The organism is Microvirgula sp. AG722 (assembly GCF_003269145.1).
Taxonomy (GTDB): Bacteria; Pseudomonadota; Gammaproteobacteria; order Burkholderiales; family Aquaspirillaceae; genus Microvirgula; species Microvirgula aerodenitrificans.
In genome coordinates this window covers 1-20598 of record NZ_QLTJ01000006.1, presented here as the reverse complement: position 1 = coordinate 20598, position 20598 = coordinate 1, and the positions used below count along the sequence as shown (strand labels likewise).

Below are 20598 nucleotides of genomic sequence, written 5' to 3'. Positions count from 1 at the left end.
AGAAAGATCGGCAATCGAAACAGTGCCAGTGATTATTTATTTAAAATGATAAGCATTATCATGTAAGCACTGAAGGTTTGACGGGATGAAAATGGAGACAAAGCGAAGCCGCTGGCCCGGGACGATCGCCCGCTGCAGGCCAACCCCGCTGCATATGGGCCTGTTGCTGGCGTTCAGCCCGCTGGCCGTCATGGCCGATGCGCGGCAGAACGGCGAGACGGATGTGCCGGAATTGCCCGCCGTGGTGATCAGCACCGAAGGCGCGTCGCCCGCCCGTGCGGCGGGCACAAGCAGTCTGGCGAAAATGCCGCTCAAGCCGCGGGAGATCCCGCAGTCGGCCAGCGTCGTTTCGCGCGAGCGCATCGAGCAGCAGAACCTGTACAGTCTCGACGAGGTGATGCAGCAGGCCACCGGGGTCACGGTGCAGCCGTTCCAGCTGCTGACCACTGCCTACTATGTGCGCGGCTTCAAGGTCGATTCATTCGAACTCGACGGCGTGCCGGCGCTGCTCGGCAATACTGCGAGCCCGCCGCAGGACATGGCGGTCTACGAGCGGGTGGAAATCCTTCGCGGTTCCAACGGCCTGCTCCACGGCACCGGCAACCCCGCCGCGACGGTGAACATGGTCCGCAAGCGGCCGCAGCATGAATTCGCCGCCAGCACCACCCTGAGTGCCGGCAGCTGGAACCGCTACCGCACGGAGGTCGATGTCGGCGGGCCGCTGACCGAAAGCGGCAATGTGCGCGGCCGTGCGGTGGCCGCTTACGAGAACCGCGACTTCTTCTACGACGTGTCCGACCAGAGCACCTTCCTGCTGTACGGCGTGACCGAGCTCGACCTGACGCCGGATACGCTGCTCACGGTGGGCGCGCAGTACCAGCACATCAACGCCGTCACCAATATGGCCGGGGTGCCGATGGCCAGGGACGGCTCCAGCCTCGGCCTGTCCCGCGACACCTATCTCGACGTCGACTGGGACCGCTTCGAGTGGGACGTCTACCGCGCGTTCGGTTCGCTGGAACAGCAACTGGCCAGCGGCTGGAAAGCCAAATTCAGCGCCGAGTACCAGAGTACCGACTCGCGCTTGCGCTACGCCGGCTCGTACGGTGCCATCGATCCGCAGACCGGCGACGGGGGCAGCCTGATGGGGGCCGCCTACAAGTTCAAGAGCATCCAGCGCAGCTTCGATGCCCACGTGACCGGTCCGGTGCAACTGTTCGGCCTCAAGCATGAACTGCTTGGCGGCGTTTCCTACGCCCGGAGCGAGACCCGGCAGGAAACCGCCCAGTTCCTGAACTGGGCGAACACGCCGGTCAACGTCTACCGCTGGGACCCGCACAGCGTGCCGAGTCCGCAGATCGGCGCCTACCGCTCGCCGGGCGACACCACGACCACCCAGAAGGGCCTGTACGGTCTGGCCCGGATCAAGCTGGCCGAACCGCTGACCGCCGTGCTGGGCGGCCGCGAAAGCTGGTGGACCCAGGACACGCCGACCGCGCACTTCAAGCCCGGCAGCAAATTCACGCCTTACGGCGGGCTGATCTGGGACTTTGCCGACAAGTGGTCGTGGTATGCGAGTTATGCCGAGGTTTACCAGCCGCAGGACCGTCGTACCTGGAGCGGCGATCCGCTCAGCCCGGTGGAAGGCAAGACCTACGAGACCGGGATCAAGAGCGAGCTCGCGGATGGCCGCCTGAACCTGTCGCTGGCGGCATTCCGCATCGATCTGGAGAACAACCCGCAGGAAGACCCCGACCACCCCGGCACCCCGAACAACGCCTATTACATCAGCGGCGGCAAGGTACGCAGCCAGGGCTTCGAACTGGAGGGGACCGGCCACCTGACGCCGCACTGGAGCCTGTCGGCGGGCTACACCTATACCGACACCGAGTATCTCAAGGACAGCAAGGTGTCCTCGGGCACCCGTTATTCGACCTTTACCCCGCAGCACATGCTGCGTCTGTGGAGCAACTATGACCTGCCGTGGCAGGGCCGTCGCTGGAGCATCGGTGGCGGGGTGCAGGCGCAGAGCGACTACAGCGTGGACTACCGCAACGTGACCCTGCGCCAGGGCGGTTACGCGCTGGCCAACCTGCGGGTCGGCTACCGGATCGATCCGCACTGGACGGCGGCGCTGAACATCAACAACCTGTTCGACCGCACCTACTACCAGAGCCTGTCCAACCCCAACTGGAACAACCGCTACGGCGAGCCGCGCAGCTTCAACCTCACCTTGCGGGGGACGTTCTGATGCCCATGCCGGTTGCCGGCTGGGGAGGGCGGATTGCGTTCGCCCTGGCTGGCAGTCTGTCGGCCGCCGCGGCGAGTGGCTATCTGCTGGCGCGCAGCCTGCCGCTGTCCGATCCGCTGGAACGGCTCTATGCCGCGCTGTTCAGCGCGCTGGCGCTGGGCCTGTTGCTGCTGTGCGGCGGATTGCTGATCCGTGACCTGCGCGTCCTCGCCGGCGGGCTGGCGGCCTGCCTGCTTATGCTGGCGCTGGCTGTGGCGGGGCACTGAGATGGCCATGCCCGCACGTGCTGTCCTGCATGCCCTGCACGGCGGCGCCGGCGCACTGTCTGGCGTGCTGCTGTTCGTGGTGCTGTTCAGCGGCGCCTGGAGCCTCGGCCACGATGACCTGCGCGACTGGTTGCGGCCACCGGTGGTCACCGGGGCTGGCGCCCTGCCGGTAGAGCGCCTGCTGGCGCGTGCCGCGGAAGAGGGAAGCGATACTGCTTCTGCGAGCGTGCTGCTGCCGGGGCCGGGCCGCGATGTCTTCAGTGTCTGCGATGTGCGCCAGCCTTGCCGGCTGCATCTCGACCCGGCCAGCGGCCGGGTGCTGGCCGGGGTCCCGGCGCTGGATATCCTGCTGAACCTGCACAAGCACTTTTTTGCCGGTTTCCCCGGCCGGGTGCTGGTCAGCCTGTTCGGCATTGTGCTGTTTCTCCTGTGCCTGACCGGCCTGCTTCTGCACAGCCGTCGCTGGCGCGATCTGTTCCGCCTGCGCCGCGACCGCAGCCTGCGCGTGGCGCTGTTCGACCTCCACGGACTGATCGGGCTCTGGGGACTGCCCTGGCTGCTGTTGTTCAGCCTGACCGGGGCGCTCAGCGGGCTCGGGGCACTCGGCACCCTGCTGCTGGCGCCGGTGGTGTATCCGGCGCAGCCGCAGCGGGTGTTCGCCGAACTGATGGGGGCGCCACCGCCTGCGGCGTCGGGCCAGCCGCTGGCGACGCGGGTCGACCTCGACCGTCTGCTGGCCCGGGACGCGGCACGCGTGCCGGGCTTCATCGCCCAGCGTCTGACGCTCGTGCATGCCGGCGATCGCCAGGGCAGCGTGGAGATCGCCGGGGTCAGCCGTGGCGTACCCAGCACGGCGAATTTCGAGCGGCACCTGTACCGGCTTGCCGACGGTGCCTGGCTGGGCGACCGCAGCGCCACCGACCGCGGGTTCTGGCTGCGCGCCTTCATTGCCGTGCAGCCGCTGCACTTTGCGCAATACCAGTGGCTGGGCCCGGGCTGGTCGTCCGTGCTGCGCGGCCTGCAACTGGCGATGGGGCTGGGGGCCTGCCTGCTGTGCGCCAGCGGTCTGTACCTGTGGCTGCAGCGGCGCGCCCGCACGGCGGATCGTCGCGTGCCGCTGCTGTGGCGGCTGGGTCAGGGGGTTTGCGGTGGTCTGGTGCTCGCGGCAGCCGCGCTGCTGCTGGCGCTGCAGGTCGCACCGCCAGCCGTGCGTGCGGGGGCATGGCCGGGCCTGTTGTTTGCCGGGCTGTGGATCACCGCCGGCCTGGTGGCGCTGGCCGGGCCGCGTGACTGGCCGCTGGCCCGCGTGCTGTCGGGGCTGGCCGGCTTTGCCTGTCTCGCTGCGGCTGGCGCACACCTGATTTCCTGCTTTGCCCGTGGTCACTGGCCTGCCGCGCCCGTTGACCTGTGGCTGCTGTTATGCGGCGTGCTGCTCTGCCGGCACGCCTGGATGCTGACGCCTGCGTCCGCCCACCCCCGTCTTACCGGAGACCTTCATGCTTGAGTTGTACCGTCACCGCCGCCTGGTCATGACCCTGGCGCTGCTCTACCTGTCCCAGGGCATTCCCATCGGCCTTGCCATGGATGCACTGCCCACCCTGCTGCGCCGCGACGGCGCACCGTTGCAGGCACTGGCCTTCCTGCCGCTGGTGGGATTGCCCTGGGTGGTCAAATTCCTCTGGGCCCCCTGGGTCGACAACCACTGGTCGCGCCGGCTGGGCCGGCGGCGCAGCTGGATCCTGCCGATGCAGTGCGTGGTTCTGGCCTGCCTGCTGGGGCTCGCCCTGACCGGCCTTGGCGTGGAAACCGCCGGCTGGGCTGTCGGTCTGCTGGCGCTGGCCTCACTGGCCAGTGCGACCCAGGATATCGCTACCGATGGCATGGCGGCCGAGCACTTCAGCGGCAGGCTGCTGGCCAAGGTCAATGCGGTGCAGATCGCGGGGGTCATGATCGGCTTCTTCGGCGGCGGCGCCGGCAGCCTGATGCTCACCGGCCTCTTCGGCCAGCGCACGGCATTTCTGGCGATCGCCTGCGTGCCGCTGCTGAGCCTGTGCCTGGCCTGCGCACTGGGCCGCGGCGATCCCCGCGAGCAGCCGCCTGTGCCGCCCAGCCGGGCCAGCCTGCTGCGCTTCCTGCGCCGCCCGATGGCACCTGCGCTGCTGCTGCTGGCGCTGCTCTCGGCCATGACTGCGGTGTCCGGCTTTGGCCTGTCCAAGCTGTACCTGAACGATGCCGGCTGGGCGCTGGAGGATATCGGCCGACTCGGCATGAGCGGCGGTCTGGTCACGGTATTTCTCGGTTGCGGCGGTGGCGCCTGGCTGGTGAAGCGGGTCGGTCTCTGGCATGGCTTCGCCCTCGGTGTGGTGCTCGCCGGCTGCTCGGCGCTGCTCTGGTACCTGCAGGCCGGTCACTGGCTGCCACTGGGCGCGGGGCTGGCCTGGACATGCGTGCTTGTCGGCTCGCTGGCCACCGGCATTACCTCGGTGGCGATGCTGACCGCGGCGATGCGTTTTGCCGGTCAGGGCGATCAGGCCGGTACCGACGTCACCGCGGTACAAAGCACCCGCGACCTGGGGGAAATGCTGGCGTCCTCCTTTCTGGTCACGCTTACCGCTCAGATCGGCTATGCCGGTGGTTTTCTCTGCGGTGCCGCCCTGGCGCTGGTCGCACTGGTGACCGCCCTGCACCTGCACGGGCGCGAGGCGCGGGGAGGGGGCGCGGCGGGACTGGCGGATACGGGCGCCGGGCGTGCCTGAGTGCGATATCCATGTCTGGCTGCTTCACCTCGACCAGGCATGGGCCTCCCCGGATCAGCTGAGTCCGGACGAGCAGGCACGGGCGCGCCGCTACCAATGCCGGCATGCGCGCCACAGCTTCGTGCAGACCCGCGCCGCCCTGCGCCAGGTGCTGGGCCACTGCCTTGGCCTGCCACCGCTGGCCATCGGCCTGGAGGAAGGCCATCACGGCAAGCCCCGTCTGGCCGCTTCTCTCCCTCGTCTGGAGTTCAATGTCAGCCACAGTGGCCAACTGGCGCTGATCGCGCTGGGCAGGACGCCGCTGGGTGTCGATCTGGAGCATCTGGATCGCCCGCTGGACTGGCGCGAACTGGCGCCGGCCTGCTGCCATCCGGACGAGTTGCCGGTATTGCGCCGGATGCCGGACCCCGACGGTCACCGCCAGTTCCTGCGCCTGTGGACGCTCAGGGAAGCCTATGTGAAGGGCACGGGTGAAGGTCTGAGCCAGTCACCCGCAGACATCCGCCTCGAATACGGTGACGCCGCATGGCGCGTCGCCGGGGATGCCGGCTGGCATCTGCATGCCCTGACGCTGCCCGGCGGCTATGTGGGCAGTCTCGCCGCTACCATGAAAAACCCGGTCGTCAGGCTGAAAGCGCTGACTGCGACGCCATGGTGACGCGGTACCACGGGCGCTGATGCGCGTTTATTGCCTTGCTGGTCACGACAATCGGCGCAGCCGGATACATATGGCGTCCTATCGCTCCGGGAAGCAATCGGGGTGGTCTGGAATTTGTCGGCGCCTTTCGTTTCGGTCGCGCTGAATCAGCGGGCGTTTCCGTATTTGCACGATGGCAGAATGAATATTGAAACCTGATGGGTACGGATGAGGCCCCGGGATAATAATCATTCCCGACCTGCCGCCATTGCTGATTGATAACCGGATACCAGAACGGGGAAGATTTGCTATTGCGCGGCGCAGCCTGTCGTTTCATTATCCCGAATGAGCCAGCACGGCCTGTATCGCCGATGTGCTTGAACTGACGGACATCGGGAAGACCAGTGATGATTCCAGAAATCTGGCCCGCTGCCTGCCGCTCACGGGAAAGCCGGTCAGCCTGTTTTCTGTACTGTCGTTTACCTGTTTATTCAGGGAATGACTTGAATTTATTCGAAAATTACTGGAAATACAGATGTTTGCGAGCATGAGCCTCAAAAAGAGAATGATCGGGATCGGGCTGGTCGCCCTGGCTGGATTACTGGTGCTGGGCGTGTGGTCCGCTCTTCATGAGCGCTCCAAAACCTATGATGAGCGGATGGTCATGCTCAAGTCATTAGTTGAATCGGCTCGTAGCCAGGTTGGGTATTACCAGGGACTGGAAAAGAAAGGGAAGCTTTCAGCTCAGCAGGCCAGGGATCAGGCTCGCGAAGCTTTGCGTGCCACCAAATTCCAGGGTGACAATTATTTCTTCATTTACACCTACGATGGCATCACGGTATTGCTTCCGCCTTCTCCGGAAAAAGAAGGTCAGTCAAGAATTGACGTAAAAGATGCCAAGGGTGTGCCTCTGATTCGCAATATTGTTGCGGCAGGGCGTGCAGGTGGAGATTTTACCGCCTACGACTATCCGCGCGCCGGTCAGACCGAAGCGTCGCCGAAAATGGCCTATGCCACCAATATCGATGGATGGAACTGGGTTATCGGTGCCGGCTTGTATGTTGACGATATCGATGCCGCATTTCGCCACAGCCTGCTCATGTTTGGCGTGGTGATCCTTGTTCTTGCCGTGGCGGTATTCGGGGTCATCCTGTTCATTTCGCAATCCGTCCTTCGCCAGCTGGGGGGCGAGCCGGTACACGCCATGCAGGTAATGAAGCAGGTGGCGGGCGGGGACCTCACTGTCGAATTGAAGACCGCCCGCAATGACAGTCTGCTGGCCGAACTCAATGGCCTGATTCAGGCATTGCGCAGCCTGATTGCCGAGATCCACTCCGGTGCCGAGCATATCTCCACGGCCTCCCGGCATATTCGCGCATCCAGCAGCACCGTTGCCGAGGCGGCCACCAGCCAGGTAGCCTCCACCCAGGGCATGGCTGCGGCCATGGAAGAACTGACCGTCAGCATTTCCCACATTTCGGACAATGCTTCCGAGACCGAGCAGTTCGCCAATACCACGGTCAACGCGGCGGCACTGGGTGAAAAGCAGGTCAATGCGGCGGTCGCCAGCATGGGGATGCTCAGTGCGGCGATTCACGAAGCGGTAGAGCGCATCAATGGTCTCGACCATCGCGCCCGGGAGGTCGGCTCCATTGCTGCCACCATCAAGGACATTGCCGATCAGACCAATCTGCTGGCCCTGAATGCGGCGATCGAAGCCGCACGAGCGGGCGAGACCGGCCGTGGCTTCGCCGTTGTCGCGGACGAAGTGCGCAAGCTGGCCGAACGCACGTCGTCAGCCACGAGCGAGATCGAGCGCACCCTGTCTGCCATCCAGACCGAAACGGAAGGCGCCGTCGGCGCCATGCATCATGCGGCGACCCAGGCCGATCACAGCGTTGGTGAGGTGAGTCAGTCCGCCGATGTGCTCAAGAAAATTGCCGATGGCGCCGCCCAGGCCAGTCAGCTGGTTGCCGATGTGGCCAGCGCAGCGCGGGAACAGCGCTCGGCAAGCAACTCGCTGGCCCAGCAGGTCGAGAATATCGCCCAGGCGGCAGAGGAGACCAGCGGCAGCATGACCGCTACGGCGACGTCGGCCAGCGAGCTGGAACAAGTCGCCACCACCTTGCACCGCGCCGTACGCCGTTTCCAGTGTTGACGAACCGGCAGGCTGCCCGCAACGGGCAGCCTGCCGGCCGTCAGGGAATCCGGGCCGGACAGGGGAGCGAATCAGGCACGCCACCGCCAGGATTCAAGTCCGCCTTGCCGTCAGGAGGGCGGTCAGCCCTTCGACTGCCTGTTCGTACGGGACCGTCGAGCTGGCCGCGCGGGCTAGCACATACCCGCCCTGGCGCACCGCAAGCACGGTAGCCGCCAGCAGCCGCGGATCAAGTCCCTGCTGCAGCTGACCGCCAGCCTGCGCCTCCTGAAGCAAGCCGGTCAGGCGTGTGCTGATCCAGGCGAAAGTGTCCTCCAGCGGTTTGCGCAGGCTGTGGTCGGCCACCACTTCAGGGTCGGCCGCCAGCCGGCCGATGCGACAGCCCTTGAGAATATCCCGCTCCAGACGGAGGTAGGCCAGCACCCGGTCAAGCGGATCTCCGGGACCATCGAGCAACTGCCGGACTTCCTCAATCAACTCGGCTGCGGAGCGTTCCTCGGCAGCCTGTGCAAGCGCCGCTTTGGATCGAAAATGGTGATACATGCTGCCCTGACCGACGCCCGCCTGTTCCTGAATGGCGCGCGGACTGGTGCCTGCATAGCCGCGCTCCCACAGCAGTACCTGGGTTGTCTCGATCAGTCTGTCCAGTGATGTGCTCATGGCGTGATTGTACCTACTGGTATGTTTCTGTGCTACATTGCTTCGTACATACCAGTAGGTACAGACAGGGGCGCGCATGGAAATTTCAACTCACTCACCACGACTGGCACAGGCGGGCCGTGCGGGAAACAGGGCATGGGGACTGGTGGCCATCTGTGCCGGCATGTTCATGGTCACGTTCGACGGCGTTGCACTGAATCTGGCACTGCCCACGATCCGGCACGAGTTCAATGGCTCCGTGTCGCAACTGGAGTGGCTCGTGACAGCCTATACCTTGCCGCTGGCCAGCCTTTTGCTGACGACAGGCGTGCTGGGGGACCGCTGGGGCGCGCGGCGGCTGTTTATCGGTTCGCTGCTGGCGTTTGCCCTGACTTCCCTGCTGTGCGCCCTGAGTTTGTCGCTGCCGCAACTGATCGCCTCCCGCATGCTGCAGGGCATGGCCGCGGCAGGCCTGCTGCCGATGGTGCTGTCGCTGGTTGCCAAGAGCTGGCAGAACCCGGCCGAACGCGCCCGTGCCGTGAACACCCTGGCAATCGCAGGCAGCGTCGCCATCGTCGTTGGCCCCTTTGGTGGGGGCCTGATGACACAAGTCCTCGGCTGGCCCTCGATCTTTCTGATCAATCTGCCCATTGGCCTGCTGGGGGCCTGGCTGGCATACCGCCATCTGGAACAGACGCCGCGGCGGCGTACACCGCTGGATTTGCCTGGTGCTGCCGTCGGTACGCTGGCGCTGACAGCCCTGATGGCCGGCCTGATCGAAAGCAACACGCTGGGACGCACGCATCCACTGGTTCTTGGTCTGGTTGCCGGGGGCATTGCGGGCATCCTGGCATTCATCCGCATCGAGAAGCGTGTTCGGCATCCGGTGTTGCCACTGGCCCTGTTCCACAACCGGGCATTTGGCGCTGCCGTGGCAGGAGGATTTGCTTTCCAGTTCAGCTGCTATGGGCTGCTGTTCATGCTGGCGATTTTTGTCCAGCAGGCGTGGCAGGTCACGCCCCTGCAGGCCGGCTTGCTGCTGCTGCCATTCGCTATCGCCTTGATCCTGACCACACTGATGCTCAATCCCTGGCTGCTGAAGCGCGGAGCACGCTGGATGTTGTGGGTTGGCAGCGCCTGGGCCTCGGCGGGCGGCATCATCATGCTGGGAATGTCGACGCCCGGGACCTGGCCGGTGCTGGTGCTGGGCACGGTGGTGATTGCCATTGGCACCGGCATCTACTCGCCCACGTTGAATGTGGTGGCGACCACGACAGTTGATCCGGCCTGTGCAGGCCTGGCCTCCGGGGTCTACAACACGTCCCGCCAGATCGGCATGGCCATGGGGATCGCCATCCTGGGGTCCCTGGTGGGCGGTACCGTACCTGCGCTGGCCGGGCTGCGGGCCGGACTTCTGCTGGTCATCGCCTGCCTGCTCAGCATTGTGGTACTGACACGACGCTATATCCGGGAGTGAGGCGGACTGACCGTATGACTTGTGGCTTTCCGGCGAACCCGCACGTTTCTGATCCTCGATGTTGAAGATCATCATTGCGGTAGCTGGCTACGATCGTGGGCCGCACTGCATTGCCCGCGGCAAATGCCGATGGGCGCCCGGGAGGGGCTTTGCCTGCAGCCTGAACGGGTCCTTGCCCTGCCGGCTGTTGATGCCTGCCGTGACGAACAGGGTCGGGCCATCGTCGCTGCAATGGCCAACCGGATAAAAAATAATGGCTTCCTAATTTCTGTCGGATAGGATGTGAAAATTCTCAAAATGGTAGGTGCTTGATGGTGCAGAAAAAGGATGACATTTTTCTGACGGTGGACGGGCGCAGGGCCGCTGCCGAAGAAGAAAAAGCAAGGCAGCTTGCGCTGGGAATCACCAGCTACCGGTGGTCGAGCAGTAACGACGAGGGTGTGTGCGAACGCTGCATGGTCAACTACGGCAAGGTCTTTCGCTGGGATGATCCCCCGCCGACCGGCCACCCCGGTGAAGGGAAATTCTGCTCGCGCAAAGAAGGCTGTCGTTGCATCGCGATTCCGGTTTTCAGCCAGGGCTGATGCCGCAGGGCTGATTTCGGCCGGGCCGGTGTCTTTCCGGATTGACCGGCTCATGGCTGACGTTTCCGTCTGCGCATGAGTGTGGCCGGGTCATATCACGAACGGATAATGAAAACGCCAGCGTCATGATCCCTGTGCTGCGCCGACAATCAGGCCAGGGCGCCGGCTGACGTCCCTGACCCGATGTCGTGATGGCCATGGCGCCGGATCAGAACATCCAGCGTGCCTTGACCGAGGCGGTCAGGTTGGTGAAGCCCTCACGGAACTTGATGTCGTAGCGCGCCGACAGCTCCAGCGAGTCATTGACCTTGTTCACCAGCCCCAGCCCGCCGCGACCCAGCCACTTGCTCGGTTCGATGCCCTTGGTGGTGAATGCGGCCGATGGCGTGCCGGCAAAGGCGGAGACGATGCTCGACTGCTTGCCGAGAAGGTCGTAGCCGGCGCCGAGGTTCGCCACCAGCGTCGTGCGTTCGTTCAGCGTCTGCGACAGTTTGCCGTCCACACCGACAATCAGTTCCTCGGCCCGGTTGCTGTCCACGTTCAGGTTCAGCGCGCCGGCGCCGGTTTCGGTGTAGCCCTTGTCGCGGATCACCGTGTAGTCGGCACGCAGCGACGGAGTGAACGAGGTGCGTTCGCTCAGTGCAAGGGTGTGGGCCAGTCCGGCGCCGATGTGCGCACTCCAGCTGTTGTAATCCGATTTCGCCGTGCGGCTCAGCCCGCCGAAGGCGATCTGGCGCTCGCCACTGGTACGGTGCGCGCCGACATCGGCCTGGACGTTCAGGTCGGTGGCTTCGCTGAGGCTGTGGCTGTCGTAAACGACCAGCTGGTAGGTGTCGACGTCCGCCCGCTGCTGCGCCGCGCTGTCCTTGCCGTCGACCTTGCTGCTGGCGTAGGCCACCGCCACGCCGAGGCGACTGGCGGCGTTCAGTTCGGTGTCGGCCCCGACCACCATGCCGTAGGTTTTGGCCGTGTAGCCGCTGGCGCCGTCCTTGTCGGCCTGATCGGCCCAGCTGCCGAACGGTCGGGCCCAGCCCCGGCGGTCGGTAAAGAACTCGTCGCCGGACGAGCGGCCGTGCTGGCCTGGGCCGCACCGGCGGTCAGCAGCGGCAGGGTCTGGCTGACGGCACGGGACACGTCGTGCTCGCTGCCGAGCTGGCCCAGGGCGGTAATGACGGCGGTCGCGCCGAGCGCCGGATTGTTGTCATGGTTTCTGGCACGAAATTCAGTGTGTCGGAGTGGATGCCATAGGCCTTGGCGGTTTTTCCGCCCTTGTTGTTGCTTGCCGTGACGGTGCCGTTGTTGGTCAGTGTCTTGCCGGTACCCACATTCCCGTTGGCGCCGGCGAGTGCCGAGTAGGTGATCGCGGCCCCGTTGGTCTGGTTGACGCTGGCGCCGTCCGAAACCGTGCAGTCGTAGGTATCGGTGCCAAGATTGCTGTCGCTCGCGATGGCGCCACATGAGGCTGGCGTGGCCAGCGCCGTCGGCACGTACATGAGGCTGGCAATGGCAAGCAGCACGGCGGCGTGGCTGGCCTTCGGTTTCCAGCGGGGGAGGGCGTGGAGAGACGGCATGAACGGGTAGTCCTTGTTGATTGCAATGCATTGGATACGGACGGCAGGCAGGCAGTGCGAAGCGGGATGACGGTCGGATTTCCGGGAGGGGAACTGGCGTTGCGCCATCCTGAAACGTGCCGGTTCCGGATAAAACCGTCGATACCGGCCCTGCCATGTCATACGGCCACGCCATCCGGCTCGTGGCCGTCCGGTGCATTGATGCATCTTCATGATTTTCATGAAGAGTATAAGGACGTGCGGAAGGCTGAAACTGAGCAAATCTGAGAAGTTTCATCACATTTGCATGGATGCTGCCAATGCCAGCCGGTGCCCGTTCATGCCGGTAAATCCGGCTTGTATAATAAAATGCTTATTAAGTTTTTATAATGATAATTAATAACGTTTAATTTGTCTTATCTTGAGACCGCCGGCACAGTGCAGTTGCCAAGGGATGTCCTTGCCAACTGCAAATGGAGCCATGTCAAAAATGAAAAATCTCAATGGTCTGGTTTATGAACTGTGCCGGCTTTGCCATATCGCCGGGCGTTCCCGGGTGAAACCGAAAACCCCGCAATCCGTCAGGGCAATGCGCTGATCCGTGACCGGTCGTCGTCCCGCTCAGCGTATCGTTGCCTGCGGATGCAGTTCGGCCACGCTCATGGTGAATATCAGCCCGGCGTCGCCTTCATTCGCATAGTGATGGGGCACGTCGGTTCTGGCGACGGCGGAACAGCCAGCGGGAACGATCAGCTCGGTCTTGCCCACTCTGACCGTCAGCTGTCCCTGCTCGACATGGAACAGCTCGAAAGTCCCTTGCGGATGCCCGGGCGATTCAAACCGTTCGCCCGGCGGCATTGCCCAGCGCCACAGCTCGATCATGTTCGGCCCGCTGGTCCCGGCCAGCAGACGCGCGGTGCCTCCGCCGGGACCGGTCCACAGCGTCGGGATGTGTTCTGCTTCGATCAGGTGCACGGGAGGGGCACTGGCCACGTTCACGATATCCGCGACCGACATGCCAAGCGCCGCAGCAATCTTGCACAGGATGGCGATGCTGGGGTTGGCGGCGGATTTTTCGATCTCGACCAGCATGCCCTTGCTGACGCCGGCGCGGCGCGAAAGTTCGTCCAGGGAAAGCTTCTGCTGCTTCCTGTGTGCCTTGAGCCTGGCGGAGACTGCCTCGCTGACCGTCTGGACATCGGCGCCGGAATCGGTCGATATATTGACTTTTTTGGTCATTGGTCGTTAGCATGGAATAAATTAGTCACTAAAGGATTCTCCGATGCGCTCCGTCATGCCGTCAATCGATCCGGATATCGCCAGCCTCGCCCCCGGCTTCCGGGCTCTCAGCATCAGTGTCGAGGCGACACCCATCGTCAATCCCGGCGTTGCTGCCGATGCGCTGCGCCGGGCCTGCCAGTCGCTGACCGCCGGCGGTGCTGCCTGGGCAGAAGCCCACCTGCAGGCCTGGGCGGAGGTGTTCCGGCAGTTCGGCGCCAAGCCGCAGCGGACCCCGTGCTCCGCCGAAGCCTTGCGCAAGCGGGTGCTGCGGGATGGCAGCATGCCAAGTATTGACCCCATTGTTGATCTGTATAACGCCATCAGCATTGAGTATGCGATTCCTGTCGGCGGCGAGAATTTTGCCGCCTATGCCGGTGCCCCCCGGCTGGCCATTGCGGATGGCACGGAGCTGTTCGACACCATGAAGGACGGGGCTCCGGCACATGAAACCCCCGAGGTCGGGGAAGTCGTGTGGCGGGACGACATCGGGGTGACCTGCCGGCGCTGGAACTGGCGGCAGGGGGTCAGGACCCGACTGGGGGCCGACGCCACGCAGATGTGGTTCATTCTGGAAAGCCTGCCGGCCATGCCACTGGCCGCGCTGCATGAAGCCGGCGACCAGCTGACCCGGGGCCTGCTGGAGATGATGCCTGGTGCGGTGATTGAATCCACGCTGATCGGCTTCGACCCGCGGTAACACCGCCGGAGCCCTCCGCCCCGATGACGGTTCGTCGGGGCGGTCACGCCTTGTGTCTTCCATCCCGTCCGGTGCTGGTGGTTTCTCAGGCTGGCGACGCGCATGTCTCGCCAGGCTGCTATCCGACCAAGCACGAGTCGCACCGACAAGTCCCGACCTGGAATTATCGTGGTCCATGCGCATGGACGCATCCGTTTGCATGATGACGAGAAATTTGTCAGGGGCGTGGTGGCCAGGCTGACCCGGGCACACGAAGCCTCGCAGCCCAGCCAGTGGAAGATGGGCGATGGTCCGAAAGACTATATCGATGCGCTGCTGAGACGGATCGTCGGGCTGCAGATCGACATTACCCGCCTGGTGGGCAAAAGCAAACTTGGGCAGGACGAGGTGGCGCGGGATATCTGCGGTGCCGGCCATGCGCTCAGGGCTTGCGGACAGCATGAAATCGGCGATGCCGTGCTGGCCAGGGCAGGAGACAGGGCCGCGCCGCTTCCTTCCCCCCGGCCGGCCCCCCTTCCGTGACGGCCCGGTGATCCGGACTCCTGCCGTCATCCGGTCATTCTCACGCCCGTACATCGCTTTTTATCCCCCGACCTTTCCGGGCTGGGGGATTGGGCTATAAATGCTTGTGCTGCACAAATCCGCAAGCATCGGACAGCGGCATGGATTATGTCGTGTTGCTACTTAAGCGCTAATTCATTTCCGGTATACCGATTGAGGGAAACATGAAAAACCCCAGCAGACAGTCGAACCGGACTCCCTGAACCGGAATTCAGGTTTTGCCACCCGCGGGGGGAGCATCTCCGGTTTCGTCGACCGGGACCGGGAAGAACGACGACCGGCAACAGGCAGGGCATGCCGGCATGGTGGCCGGCTGCTGCAGCGCGCACTAATCCAAGAGAGTGAAGGCCACGATGAGCTGGTTGAAGGAAAAAGTCGGAAAGGTCAGCCTGCAGTCCGTGCAGGGACGCATTGCCCTCGCTGCGGGCGGGGCACTGGTCATCAGCTCGGCCACGCTGCTTGCCGTCAATATCGGGTCGGCAATGATGACGCAAACCATGGTCAGCAACCGCACCAACGAGTTGATGCGCAGTGAAGCGGAAGCCAAATTGCGCAATCTGGCCTCGGCCCAGGCCGGTGCGATCCAGGCGCGTTTTGATCTGGCACTCGATGCGGCACGTACCATGGCCCATACCTTTTCCCTGGCCAGGAGCAGTGTGCCGATGGGGCGCGTGCAGTTGAATGCCATTTTGCACAATGTGCTGGTCAACAATCCGGAATTCAACGGAACCTATTCCTGCTGGGAACCCAACGCCGTCGATGGCAACGATGCCCAGCACACCGGCAGCGGCAATGGCAATAACGCCCAGACCGGGCGATTCACTCCGTACTTTACCCGCAATGGCAGCGGCACTATTGCCGTACAGCCATTGGTTGAATATGACTCCGATGCAGCCCACGTAAATGGCGTGCCCAAGGGCGGCTGGTATACCGGCCCCAGAACGACCGGTCAGGAAAGCGTGCTTGGTCCCTTGCCGTATGTAGTGCAGGGGAAAAGCGTGTTTCTGGCCACCATGTCGGTACCGATCATGGTGAACGGGAAATTCGCCGGGGTGGCGGGGGCCGACTACAACCTCGACTTCGTGCAGAAAATCAGCCAGGAGACCAACAAGTCCCTGTATGAAGGCAAGGGCCGGCTGCTGATCCTCAGTGATCGCGGGCTGGTGGTGGCGGACAGTGCCAGCCCGGAACGCATCGGCAAGCCGTTCACGTCCGGTGCCGGGGAACAGCAAGCGTCTGCGCTGCTTGATGACATCAAGGCCGGCAACGCGAAAACCTGGGTGGACGATGCCTCGCAGTCCATCAATGCCATGGCGCCGATTCCGCTTGGCAAGACGGGCAAGCCGTGGGCGGTCCTGATCCAGGTGCCGAAGGATGTGGCGCTGGCCGAAGTCAACAGCCTGAACAGCGAAGTGAAGGCACGTTCCATTTTTGCCACCCTGCTGCAGATTGGCGCCGGCGTCGGCATCATCCTGCTTGCCAGCCTGTTCCTGTGGCGGATGTCTGCCAGGATTGCCCGTCCGATCCGGAAAGCGGCTGATATGGCGAAAAGCATCGAATATGGCGTCTTTGATACCCGGCTCGCCGTTGAATCGAATGATGAGGTCGGCAAGCTGGCCTCGGCATTGAATAGCATGAGCGACAGCCTGCAGGAGAAGGTCAACCTTGCCGAGCAGATCAGCGAGGGCAATCTGAACTGCCAGGTGAACCTGACTTCGCCCTCCGACCAGCTCGGCATCTCGCTGAAAAAGATGGTCGACAACCTGAACCGGATGGTCGGCAATCTGCAAACGGAAGCCAAGGCCATCGACAACAATGCGAAGGACATGTCGGTGCTGAGTCAGGAACTGTCCGAAGGGGCAGGCAGCTCGGCCGCCTCGATCGAACAGGTCAGTACGGCCATGGCGCAGATCAGCTCGCAGACCAAGAGCAATGCCGACAATGCCAACCGGGCGAAAACCATTTCCCAGACCTCCCGCACTGCGGCGGTCACTGGTGCGCGCGACATGGACGAGATGCTGACGGCCATGCAGGAGATCAAATCGTCCGGAGACAATATCGCCGCCATCATCCAGACCATCAACGACATTACCGCGCAGACCAACCTGCTGGCCCTCAATGCCGCCATCGAGGCGGCACGGGCAGGCGAGACCGGTCGCGGCTTTGCCGTGGTGGCCGACGAAGTGCGTTCGCTGGCGACGCGCAGTGCCAACGCGGCGCAGAAAGTCACCGAGCTGGTCAAGTCTTCCAGCGTGAAAACGGCAGTCGGCGTCGAGACGGCAAACAAGACTGCGGACTCGCTCAAGCAGATTGTGACCAGCGCGGAAGAGCTGTCCTTGCTGGTCGACGGGATCTCGCTGGCCTCGCAGGAGCAGGTGGTGGGGATCGACGAGATTACCCAGGGGATGAACCAGATCGACAACGATACGCAGGCGGTCAGCCAGCATGCCGAGCAGTGTGCGGCGACGGCCGTTCAGCTGACTTCGCAGGCAAAGCTCGTGCATGACCTGATCAAGCACTATCGCGTCAAGGCATAAGGGTCTGAAACGACCGTTGTCGATGGCCATGAAGAAGAGATCCTGCACTGGCAGGATCTCTTTCTTTTTTGCAACCCGTCGGCAGTTTGCTAGCGACGTCCTTCCATGGCCATGCGCACGGCCAGACCGGCCAGCACCGTGCCCATCAGCCAGCGCTGTACCGTCTGCCACAGCGGCCGGCCGGCGAGAAACCCGGCGATGGAGCCCGCCATGAGCGCAATCAGGGCATTGACGCTGACGCTGATGACGATCTGGGTGAAGCCCAGCGCAAGGGATTGCTGCAGCACGCTGCCATGTCCTTCGGGGCTGATGAACTGCGGCAGCAGCGACAGGTACATCACGGCAATCTTGGGATTCAGCAGATTGGTGACAAAGCCCATCATGAACAGCTTGCGCGGGCTGTCCGCCGGCAGATCGCGGACCTGGAACGGCGAGCGGCCGCCAGGTCTGACCGCCTGCCAGGCCAGATAGAGCAGATACAGCGCCCCGCCGAGGCGCAATGCGTCATACGCATACGGGACGGCCAGCACGAGCGCGGTAATGCCCAGTGCGGCACACAGCATGTAGACCACGAAGCCCAGCGCGACACCCCCGAGGGAAATCAGCCCGGCCATGCGCCCCTGGCAGATCGAGCGCGAGATCAGATAGATCATGTTCGGCCCGGGCGTGAGCACCATGCCGAGCGAGACAAGACCGAAGGCAAGCAGACTGGAGAATTCCGGCATCGGGGCGCAGTCCTGTTGAAATGAGGGGACAGAGAGCGGGCAACACCGGAGCAGTATATTTCAGCCGCGGCCGCCATGGCATCCGCAGGGGGCAACGCGTGGAGATGCCCGCGCCCGGAGACCGCCACCGCCGGCATGGCGATGGCGTGGCCTGCATGTCAGGCCTGTCCGTCGGACAACGTGGCCATGTCGATCACGAAGCGATAGCGCACGTCGGCTTTTTCCATGCGCTCAAAGGCATCGTTGATCTGGTCCATGCGGATCATTTCGCAGTCCGGCAGGATGTTCTTCTTCGCGCAGAAGTCGAGCAGTTCCTGGGTTTCACGGATGCCGCCGATCGGGGAGCCCGCAACACGGCGGCGACCGAGCAGCAGCGGAACGGTATTGGTTTCCGCCATCGGGCCCACCTGGCCGACGATGACCAGGGTACCGTCCACGTCGAGCAGCGGCAGGTAGGGGTCCAGGCTGTGCTTGACCGGCACGGTATCGACGATCAGGTCGAAGCCGTTGGCCGCCTTGTTCATGGCCCCGGCATCGGTGGACACCAGCAGACGATCGGCGCCCAGCGCCAGCGCATCGGCTTCCTTGCCGTTGCTGCGGCTCAGTACGGTCACGTCGGCGCCAAGGCCGACCGCCAGCTTGACCGCCATGTGGCCGAGCCCGCCCAGCCCGATCACGCCAACCCGGCTGCCCGGGCCCACATTCCAGGTGCGCAGCGGCGAATAGGTCGTGATGCCCGCACACAGCAGCGGTGCGGTTCTGGCCAGATCAAGGCCGTCGGGCACGCGCAGGCAGAAGGCTTCCCGTACCACCAGATGCTTGGCATAGCCGCCCTGGGTCGGTTCGCCGGTATGGCGGTCGTGGCCGCAGTAGGTGCCGGTATGACCTTCGCGGCACAGTTGTTCCTCACCGTTGTGACACTGGTCGCATTCCTGGCAACTGTCGACCATGCAGCCGACGGCCACGTGGTCGCCGATCTGGTAGCGCGTCACCTGTGAGCCGGTGGCGGTCACCCGGCCGACAATCTCGTGACCGGGCACGATCGGGTAATAGCTCCAGCCCCAGTCGTTGTGCGCGGTGTGCAGGTCGGAGTGACACACGCCGCAGTAGAGGATTTCCATGGCGACGTCATCCGGTCGCAATGCCCGGCGCTCGAACGTCAGGGGTGCCAGCGGAGAATCCGGGCTGTAAGCAGCATAACCAATGGTTTTCATGACAAAACTCCGGTGAAACAGGGGGGCAGTATACGGGGCGGCGGCCGGAGAACCGGCTGCCGACGGGCAGGGAGGGGAACTTGACTGACGGCCATCATAGGGGACCATCAGGTTTTGATTAAGCCCGCGAGAGCGCATGCATTAGTGAATGAAATTCATGAATTGCGGGGCGGCGGGCCGGCAAGCATACCCGCAAAAAAAAACCCCGGTCGATGACCGGGGTGAGTGGCGCGGCAGTGACAGGGAGATCACCGCCTGCTACCAGGAGATCATGGCCTGTCGGGCATTTACAGGCGGAACTGCCCGACCAGTGCCTTCAACTGCTTGCCGTGCTCGGCCAGCTGACGGATGGTGTCGACCACCGTTTCCACCTGGCAACTGGTCTGCTGGGCGGCGACATTGATGTGCTCGGCACTGCGCGCCATGTCACTGGTCGCCGTGCTCTGCTCCTTGGTCGATGCCGAGATTTCCTTGACCCGCGCCACGACGGCTTCGGTGCTGAGGCGGATCTGCTCGATCTTGCCGGCGGCTTCCTGCGACGAACCGACGCTGGACTCGACCCGGCTGTGCGTGGCCTGTGCGAAGTCGATCGCCTGCTGGGTCTGCTCCGCCATCTTGTCGATCATGCGCGAGATCTCGACCGTGGCATTGGCCGAGTGCTCGGCCAGCTTGCGCACTTCGTCGGCCACCACGGCGAAGCCGCGACCGTGCTCGCCGGCCCGTGCCGCTTCGATCGCCGCGTTCAGCGCCAGCAGATTGGTCTGGTCGGCGATGCTGCGGATCACGTTGACGATGCCGCGAACTTCTTCGGACTGGCTGGCCAGCCCGCGCATCTCGTTCTGCAGCTTGCCGACCGTTTCCACCACCATGCCGATTTCCTGCGCCACGCTGTTCATCAGTTCGTGCGATTCGACCGAGTGCTGGTTCGACTGCAGCACCAGGACGTCGGTTTCTTCCGCGCTGTCGGCAATATGGTTGATGCTGACGGTGATTTCCTCGATCGTCGCGGCCGTCGACGAAATTTCCTCGGTCTGGTTGCGCGAATCGCTGGCGATCCGGTCAGCTGCACCGTGCAGCTGCTGGACATCGGTCGCCATGTCTTCGGCATGGCTGCGCACGGTCACGAACATGTCGTGCAGTGTTCCCATGAACTCGTTGAACGCGGTCGCAATCTGGCCGACCTCATCCTGGCTCCTGACCGGCAGCTTGACCGTCAGGTCGCCCTGACCGGACGCCACGCTGCGCATGGTGTCGCGCAGCACGCC

Annotated in this window: 18 protein-coding genes and 1 pseudogene; 12 read left to right on the top strand and 7 right to left on the bottom strand. The window is 63.7% G+C overall.

Annotated features, from left to right (window positions below; translation table 11 throughout):
• The first annotated feature begins 91 nt into the window (after positions 1–91).
• From DFO50_RS09980 to DFO50_RS09955, 6 genes are all read left to right on the top strand, one after another.
• The gene (locus tag DFO50_RS09980) at positions 92–2251 is read left to right on the top strand and encodes a TonB-dependent siderophore receptor (protein WP_276324989.1); all 2160 of its coding nucleotides are present in this window, start codon (positions 92–94) and stop codon (positions 2249–2251) included.
• Complete coding sequence (locus DFO50_RS09975; RefSeq protein ID WP_199489795.1) at positions 2251–2517, top strand: hypothetical protein; 267 nt, start codon at positions 2251–2253, stop codon at positions 2515–2517. Before DFO50_RS09980 ends, DFO50_RS09975 begins: the two co-directional genes overlap by 1 nt.
• A gap of 7 nt (positions 2518–2524) precedes the next feature.
• On the top strand, positions 2525–4021 hold the full coding sequence (locus DFO50_RS09970) for a PepSY domain-containing protein (RefSeq protein WP_112692478.1): 1497 nt from the start codon (positions 2525–2527) through the stop codon (positions 4019–4021).
• A complete protein-coding gene (locus tag DFO50_RS09965) occupies positions 4014–5273 on the top strand; it encodes a RhtX/FptX family siderophore transporter (protein ID WP_036385756.1) in 1260 nt (419 codons plus the stop codon). Before DFO50_RS09970 ends, DFO50_RS09965 begins: the two co-directional genes overlap by 8 nt.
• The gene (locus DFO50_RS09960) at positions 5266–5931 is read left to right on the top strand and encodes a 4'-phosphopantetheinyl transferase superfamily protein (protein WP_051528790.1); all 666 of its coding nucleotides are present in this window, start codon (positions 5266–5268) and stop codon (positions 5929–5931) included. The genes DFO50_RS09965 and DFO50_RS09960 overlap by 8 nt, the downstream gene beginning before the upstream one ends.
• A gap of 514 nt (positions 5932–6445) precedes the next feature.
• Positions 6446–8068 (top strand): methyl-accepting chemotaxis protein, encoded by a 1623-nt coding sequence (locus tag DFO50_RS09955; protein ID WP_028498992.1) that lies wholly within the window; start codon positions 6446–6448, stop codon positions 8066–8068.
• A gap of 93 nt (positions 8069–8161) precedes the next feature.
• Here the strand turns inward: DFO50_RS09955 and DFO50_RS09950 are convergent, their stop codons facing one another.
• Entirely contained in the window at positions 8162–8728 is a 567-nt protein-coding gene (locus DFO50_RS09950) for a TetR/AcrR family transcriptional regulator (protein WP_112692435.1), read from the bottom strand.
• A 76-nt stretch (positions 8729–8804) separates the two neighbouring features.
• Between DFO50_RS09950 and DFO50_RS09945 the strand changes: the two genes are divergently transcribed.
• Both DFO50_RS09945 and DFO50_RS09940 read left to right on the top strand, forming a co-directional pair.
• Positions 8805–10184 carry an MFS transporter gene (locus DFO50_RS09945; protein ID WP_084299983.1) on the top strand — a complete coding sequence of 460 codons (1380 nt, stop codon included), beginning with the start codon at positions 8805–8807 and terminating at the stop codon, positions 10182–10184.
• A 311-nt stretch (positions 10185–10495) separates the two neighbouring features.
• Positions 10496–10768, top strand: coding sequence for a phage minor head protein (locus DFO50_RS09940; RefSeq protein WP_028498994.1), 273 nt, complete (start codon positions 10496–10498; stop codon positions 10766–10768).
• 208 nt (positions 10769–10976) lie between these two features.
• On the opposite strand, the pseudogene DFO50_RS09935 reads toward DFO50_RS09940, so the two are convergent.
• The 3 genes and pseudogenes from DFO50_RS09935 to DFO50_RS09925 form a co-directional block, all read right to left on the bottom strand.
• Positions 10977–11792: pseudogene (locus tag DFO50_RS09935) on the bottom strand (autotransporter outer membrane beta-barrel domain-containing protein); the annotation flags it as partial.
• Positions 11793–11865: 73 nt separating this feature from the next.
• Positions 11866–12339, bottom strand: a complete 474-nt coding sequence (locus DFO50_RS09930; protein WP_146745044.1) for a hypothetical protein — start codon at positions 12337–12339, stop codon at positions 11866–11868.
• A gap of 600 nt (positions 12340–12939) precedes the next feature.
• A complete protein-coding gene (locus tag DFO50_RS09925; protein WP_107890054.1) occupies positions 12940–13557 on the bottom strand; it encodes a helix-turn-helix domain-containing protein in 618 nt (205 codons plus the stop codon).
• Positions 13558–13600: 43 nt separating this feature from the next.
• On the opposite strand from DFO50_RS09925, the gene DFO50_RS09920 reads away from it, so the two are divergent.
• The 4 genes from DFO50_RS09920 to DFO50_RS09910 all read left to right on the top strand — a co-directional run bounded on the left by DFO50_RS09920 (position 13601) and on the right by DFO50_RS09910 (position 17394).
• A complete protein-coding gene (locus DFO50_RS09920) occupies positions 13601–14296 on the top strand; it encodes a B3/4 domain-containing protein (RefSeq protein ID WP_112692432.1) in 696 nt (231 codons plus the stop codon).
• A gap of 23 nt (positions 14297–14319) precedes the next feature.
• Positions 14320–14499: an FMN-binding negative transcriptional regulator gene (locus tag DFO50_RS19795; protein WP_255420210.1), complete on the top strand. Its 180-nt coding sequence runs from the start codon at positions 14320–14322 to the stop codon at positions 14497–14499.
• Entirely contained in the window at positions 14465–14818 is a 354-nt protein-coding gene (locus DFO50_RS09915; RefSeq protein ID WP_255420209.1) for an FMN-binding negative transcriptional regulator, read from the top strand. The genes DFO50_RS19795 and DFO50_RS09915 overlap by 35 nt, the downstream gene beginning before the upstream one ends.
• Positions 14819–15210: 392 nt before the next feature.
• Positions 15211–17394, top strand: coding sequence for a methyl-accepting chemotaxis protein (locus DFO50_RS09910; RefSeq protein ID WP_107890053.1), 2184 nt, complete (start codon positions 15211–15213; stop codon positions 17392–17394).
• A gap of 89 nt (positions 17395–17483) precedes the next feature.
• Here the strand turns inward: DFO50_RS09910 and DFO50_RS09905 are convergent, their stop codons facing one another.
• From DFO50_RS09905 to DFO50_RS09895, 3 genes are all read right to left on the bottom strand, one after another.
• On the bottom strand, positions 17484–18119 hold the full coding sequence (locus DFO50_RS09905) for a LysE family translocator (protein ID WP_107890052.1): 636 nt from the start codon (positions 18117–18119) through the stop codon (positions 17484–17486).
• A 158-nt stretch (positions 18120–18277) separates the two neighbouring features.
• Entirely contained in the window at positions 18278–19333 is a 1056-nt protein-coding gene (locus DFO50_RS09900; RefSeq protein ID WP_028499001.1) for an NAD(P)-dependent alcohol dehydrogenase, read from the bottom strand.
• Between the two features lie 287 nt (positions 19334–19620).
• On the bottom strand, positions 19621–20598 hold a 978-nt coding region (locus DFO50_RS09895; protein ID WP_146745043.1), incomplete at its 5' end, for a methyl-accepting chemotaxis protein.

Coding starts and splice junctions, on each gene's coding strand:
- DFO50_RS09980 (WP_276324989.1), top strand. CDS start 92: ATGGAGACAAAGCGAAGCCGCTGGCCCGGGACGATCGCCCGCTGCAGG.
- DFO50_RS09975 (WP_199489795.1), top strand. CDS start 2,251: ATGCCCATGCCGGTTGCCGGCTGGGGAGGGCGGATTGCGTTCGCCCTG.
- DFO50_RS09970 (WP_112692478.1), top strand. CDS start 2,525: ATGCCCGCACGTGCTGTCCTGCATGCCCTGCACGGCGGCGCCGGCGCA.
- DFO50_RS09965 (WP_036385756.1), top strand. CDS start 4,014: ATGCTTGAGTTGTACCGTCACCGCCGCCTGGTCATGACCCTGGCGCTG.
- DFO50_RS09955 (WP_028498992.1), top strand. CDS start 6,446: ATGTTTGCGAGCATGAGCCTCAAAAAGAGAATGATCGGGATCGGGCTG.
- DFO50_RS09950 (WP_112692435.1), bottom strand. CDS start 8,728: ATGAGCACATCACTGGACAGACTGATCGAGACAACCCAGGTACTGCTG.
- DFO50_RS09945 (WP_084299983.1), top strand. CDS start 8,805: ATGGAAATTTCAACTCACTCACCACGACTGGCACAGGCGGGCCGTGCG.
- DFO50_RS09940 (WP_028498994.1), top strand. CDS start 10,496: ATGGTGCAGAAAAAGGATGACATTTTTCTGACGGTGGACGGGCGCAGG.
- DFO50_RS09930 (WP_146745044.1), bottom strand. CDS start 12,339: ATGCCGTCTCTCCACGCCCTCCCCCGCTGGAAACCGAAGGCCAGCCAC.
- DFO50_RS09925 (WP_107890054.1), bottom strand. CDS start 13,557: ATGACCAAAAAAGTCAATATATCGACCGATTCCGGCGCCGATGTCCAG.
- DFO50_RS09920 (WP_112692432.1), top strand. CDS start 13,601: ATGCGCTCCGTCATGCCGTCAATCGATCCGGATATCGCCAGCCTCGCC.
- DFO50_RS19795 (WP_255420210.1), top strand. CDS start 14,320: ATGACGGTTCGTCGGGGCGGTCACGCCTTGTGTCTTCCATCCCGTCCG.
- DFO50_RS09910 (WP_107890053.1), top strand. CDS start 15,211: ATGAGCTGGTTGAAGGAAAAAGTCGGAAAGGTCAGCCTGCAGTCCGTG.
- DFO50_RS09905 (WP_107890052.1), bottom strand. CDS start 18,119: ATGCCGGAATTCTCCAGTCTGCTTGCCTTCGGTCTTGTCTCGCTCGGC.
- DFO50_RS09900 (WP_028499001.1), bottom strand. CDS start 19,333: ATGAAAACCATTGGTTATGCTGCTTACAGCCCGGATTCTCCGCTGGCA.